Annotated in this window: 2 protein-coding genes and 3 pseudogenes; 1 reads left to right on the forward strand and 4 read right to left on the reverse strand. The window is 58.3% G+C overall.

Annotation, left to right across the window (positions count from 1 at the left end; translation table 11 throughout):
- Window positions 1–143: 143 nt before the first annotated feature.
- A pseudogene (locus tag IVB48_RS34935) lies at window positions 144–433 on the forward strand (aminodeoxychorismate/anthranilate synthase component II); the annotation flags it as partial.
- 136 nt (window positions 434–569) lie between these two features.
- On the opposite strand, the pseudogene IVB48_RS34940 reads toward IVB48_RS34935, so the two are convergent.
- From IVB48_RS34940 to IVB48_RS34955, 4 genes and pseudogenes are all read right to left on the reverse strand, one after another.
- Window positions 570–1,008 (reverse strand): annotated as a pseudogene (locus IVB48_RS34940) (nuclear transport factor 2 family protein).
- Window positions 1,009–1,151: 143 nt separating this feature from the next.
- Window positions 1,152–1,340, reverse strand: a complete 189-nt coding sequence (locus IVB48_RS34945; RefSeq protein WP_247407446.1) for a hypothetical protein — start codon at window positions 1,338–1,340, stop codon at window positions 1,152–1,154.
- Window positions 1,341–1,497: 157 nt separating this feature from the next.
- Window positions 1,498–2,349 carry a transporter substrate-binding domain-containing protein gene (locus IVB48_RS34950; protein WP_247407450.1) on the reverse strand — a complete coding sequence of 284 codons (852 nt, stop codon included), beginning with the start codon at window positions 2,347–2,349 and terminating at the stop codon, window positions 1,498–1,500.
- A gap of 372 nt (window positions 2,350–2,721) precedes the next feature.
- A pseudogene (locus tag IVB48_RS34955) lies at window positions 2,722–3,687 on the reverse strand (IS1380 family transposase); the annotation flags it as partial.
- Window positions 3,688–4,118 lie beyond the last annotated feature (431 nt).

Consider the following 4,118-nt stretch of genomic DNA (forward strand, 5'->3'; position numbering starts at 1 on the left):
CCCAATCACCATGTCGGCCAAAGCGGCTGCTCACGATCGCGCGAAATGCCTGCTCACCATCGCGTGAAATCACCGCTCACCATCAGCGAAATCCGCATCTTGGGCCAGAGCGAACTTCAAGCTGGATTGAGCCGGTGGGGCAAGGTCACGTGGCTCGCGCACGTCAGCCTATGCACGGACGCTCATCGTACGTAACGCGTCGCTACCATTCTCTTATTGTTGAGCACGACGAATTGTGCGCGCCGCATCTCACCGTGACAGCACGTTCGGAGGAAGGTGAGGTCATGGCCCTTGCACATCGCTATCAGCCGACCTTTGGCGTGCAGTTCCACCCGGACTCGATACTGACTGAACAAGGCATGTTCTGCTTACAAACTTCTTGCGGTTAACAAAGAAGGGCCTCTGGTCCGCTCAGCCCGATCAACCGCGCTGAGGTCGATCGCCACGACGACCATGTAATGTGAGAAGTCGTCGGCCTCGACGCGATATCAGCACCTTCATAGAGGCATGACGCCGGGCGCGCAGGAGACGCGACAGCCGCGACAGAGAATGGACCCGTCGGCGCTTTCTCACCGGACGCTGGCTATCCTGGGTAGATGAAGGGGTCGACCAATCACCTGCTCGACCAAATCAAATGTGTGGACGAGCACGCGCATGTTGATAAGACGGCCCTCCCTGAAGTTCGCGAATTGCGCCACGCGGAGGGAGACGGGCTTGTCTGAATTCCGAAATATGAGGCAACAGCGTAGCATGGAAGCTGCGGAATCGACGCCGAGCATGATCGCTTCGCGCTCGAATCGGCGTACCTGGACATTGTCGGCGATCCTGCGGATCACGTCGAGCACAGCAGGCTCGCCATTCCGGCTACCGAGAAATGGAAGCATGTCGATTGGGCCATGAACCGCCCAGGCAATATCCTCGTCGATGAGGGCGTGGATGTCCTCAAAATACCCGTCGTTGATCGCGCGATTGAATATTCGAGAAACGCCAAAAGCTATGCTCTGCCACTTGGATTGTCTTTCAAACTAACTGGGGAAGGTGAGGACACGTCAGCGGGGTTGAGAGGCTTGTGGTTTGAGCCGTCGAGTTCCGCACCCGGCGTGGCAAGGCTATAATCTCCAATTTGGATCGCGGCCACGAGAAAGTTCGGCTCAGCGGCCGGCGTGGACGTCACTTTGCGCAAAGAGCACCTTCTTCACGACGTTGAGCTTGCTGACAGCAGCAATCGCAGTGCCGGCGGCTAGAACATGTACGTCGGGACCGAACTGGCTTGCTGCGGTGACATGCAGATCTCCTGTGAAATCGAACTCTTCGACCGCGAGCTTGGAGATGAATGTCACCTGCTGTTAGCCAAGCAGCGCCACCATCATTTGCGAAGAACTCGAAGGGCACGGACGCGGCTCGCATTGTTGCTGTTGGAGAGGGCGCAGACGACACGCCTAATCTGCAGCGACCAAAGACGCTCGTCGACTACTGCTCCCAGCCGGGTTAGCCCTGTTAGTCGCAGGCAGGCTCGACGTCCTTGGTCCTGGTTACTTTGGCGAGCACATCCCAGTTCGGAAATCCGTACTTCACGACGTACAATTCCTTCATTGCGCCGTTGCTCCTCAGGAGCTGAAGCTGGTTGTTAAATGCATCGCGAAAATCTGCATCTTCCTTACGGAATGCTATGCCGACGCTCCTGACCGGAGTTTGTGTGTCAACGACCACCTCGATGCCTTTTTCCCGCGGTTTCGGGACACTGAATTGCCCAACCGCGAAAGCGTTGGCACGACCACCCAAGACGGTTGCAATGCCCGCCTGAATATCCGGAACGCGCACGAGCTGATCCGACTTGATCCCCTGTTTCACCGCGTACGCCTCCTGCGCCGAACCCGTGGTCACCGCGAGCTTGAGGTCAGGACTTTGTGCAACCTGAGCGTAGCCGATGACGTGCTTTGGATTCCCGGGCAGTACAAACATGGCATCCTGCTGGGCTGTGATCGGCGCAGAAAAAGCGACCACTTTGCAGCGGGCTTCAGTGATCAAGAGACCGGCGGGAACGAAGTCGAAATGTCGCGCCTGTAGTCCCGGGATCATTGAATCCCATGACGTGAGCACCGCAGACAATTTTGGCGCTCCCATTCCTTCGAGGGCGAGGTTCGTCACTTCGACGAGATACCCCTTTGGCTCTCCATTTGGCGATACCAACGCCAGTGGAGCAAGCGAGTTCAGCGCCGCCTTCGCTTCACCGGCCTTGCGCATTGACGCCATCAGGGCAGTCTCGGCTTGGGCACAGGTCGGAAGGGACCGGTCGAAGGACATCGCGAGCAGCAGGACCAACAACGAGAACTTTGGCGCGCCACGCATACCGCTCCTCCTCTGTCGGGTTCATCAATCTTTTAGTTGAATTCTGGGTGGCAATTCCAATACCGATTTAGGAAGGCCAATACCAGATTGGAATTGATCGAAGAGTCCAGCCTTTCTGGGAATATTGGGAGAGCCGGAACGACACTCCGGGAGAGGCCGCTTTAATCGTCTCGCGCGATCGAGATGCCCGGATGGGTTGATGCCTCTCAATTGCGCGCATTAAGCGAGCAGCTTCGGCCAAGCCGGAACTTACGAGGAAGCCTGCGGACGCCGGGGTGATTTATCGGCAGCAGTGCTTGCGCCGGACCCTGCCGTGACATTGTTGCTGGGTCAAGCGTGTCAGGCGAATTTCGTTGCTTTCAACTCGCCGCGCGCACAGATCAGCACATAGGCCATGGAGGCGAACCAAAGACGCAACTGATTGGCCCGCATGGTAGCGGCCAAGGTGCGGTCGGCATAGAGATCGAGCTGGCATTCCTTGATGCGGTTCTCCATGTCGCCACGGGCGCAATAGACGTCCTCGTAGAGTTGACGCGCGCCGGTCCCGGCACGCTTGAGCGAGGTCACAATAAAGCGTGGAATGGCCTCGCCCTGCGTCCACTCCGCCTTGGCAATGACGCGCCGTTCCCGGCTCCAGCTGTCTCGCGTGCTCCAGTGGAAGTCCTTGAACCGCCGTGCCGGGCGGCCGGTCGCCTCGGCCAGGGCTTTGGCATCCGCCAGTTCAGCGTCGATCATGGCCACCAGCCGCGCATTGCGCGCGAGCCCGAACAGGTAATCGACGCGGTTGTCCTCGCACCAGACCATCAGCGCCTCGCGCGCAAAGCCGGAGGCCGCCCGCAGCAGGATGCGTACAAACGGCCAGCGGGCGCGGATCTGGCCCACCAGCCGAGCGACCTCTTCCACGCTGCCCGCGCTGGCATCGATGTCGGAGCGCCGCAGCTTGGCCGCCAGCAGATGCCGCCCGCAGAACACATAGAGCGGCAGATAGCAGTAGCAATCGTAATAGCCGTGGAGGAAGCGGCCCTCCTGGTGCCCGTGCAACGGATCGTCGGTAGGCATCGAGGTCGAGAATGATCTGTTCGGGCGGGCGCGCATGCGCCTCCAGGAACAACATCACCGGTAACGCCTCGATCGAAGCCGCCTCATAGGCGATCTTGTGGTAGCGCGTCGGCTCCTCCCTGCTCAGCTCCAATCCACCAGATCAATTGCCCGATCGCTCGCGCCCAGGAGCAGCGCGCCAGCATCCGACGTCACCAATCCGGCATCAAATGCCGTTTCCACAGGGCGGCCGGCCACCACTGCAAAATCAAACCGTTCCGCGCTACACTCTGTCTGCATCGGAGCTTCCTTGAATCGTTGCAAAAGTCGTTCTCGCAAAACAACTTTCGCTGATTCGAAGCCCCGATGCGCTTAACCCTGTGAGAAATGCGAGCTAGACTTTTTCAATGGACATTCGGCATCTGCGGTATTTCTTGGCGGTAGCTGAGGCCTTAATTTTTTGCGAAGGCCGTGCGCGACCTGCACATGAGCCAGCCTCCCCTATCGAAACGTATCGCCGATATGGAAAAAGAGCTCGGCGTATGTCTGTTTGATCGGTCAAGCAAACACGTAGCTTGACCTGCCGTAATCGGCACTAACACTACTTTGGCAGATTGTTGATTTTGCCGCGATTTATAGGATTCCCGAATCAATTTTTCAATGATTCATGGGTGGTCGGCTCTTGGAGGGCTGACCATGCCGGGATGGGAAGACGAACTCGAACGCTGGCT

Source organism: Bradyrhizobium sp. 76 (assembly GCF_023073025.1).
Lineage (GTDB): Bacteria > Pseudomonadota > Alphaproteobacteria > Rhizobiales > Xanthobacteraceae > Bradyrhizobium.

Coding starts and splice junctions, on each gene's coding strand:
- IVB48_RS34950 (WP_247407450.1), bottom strand. CDS start 2,349: ATGCGTGGCGCGCCAAAGTTCTCGTTGTTGGTCCTGCTGCTCGCGATG.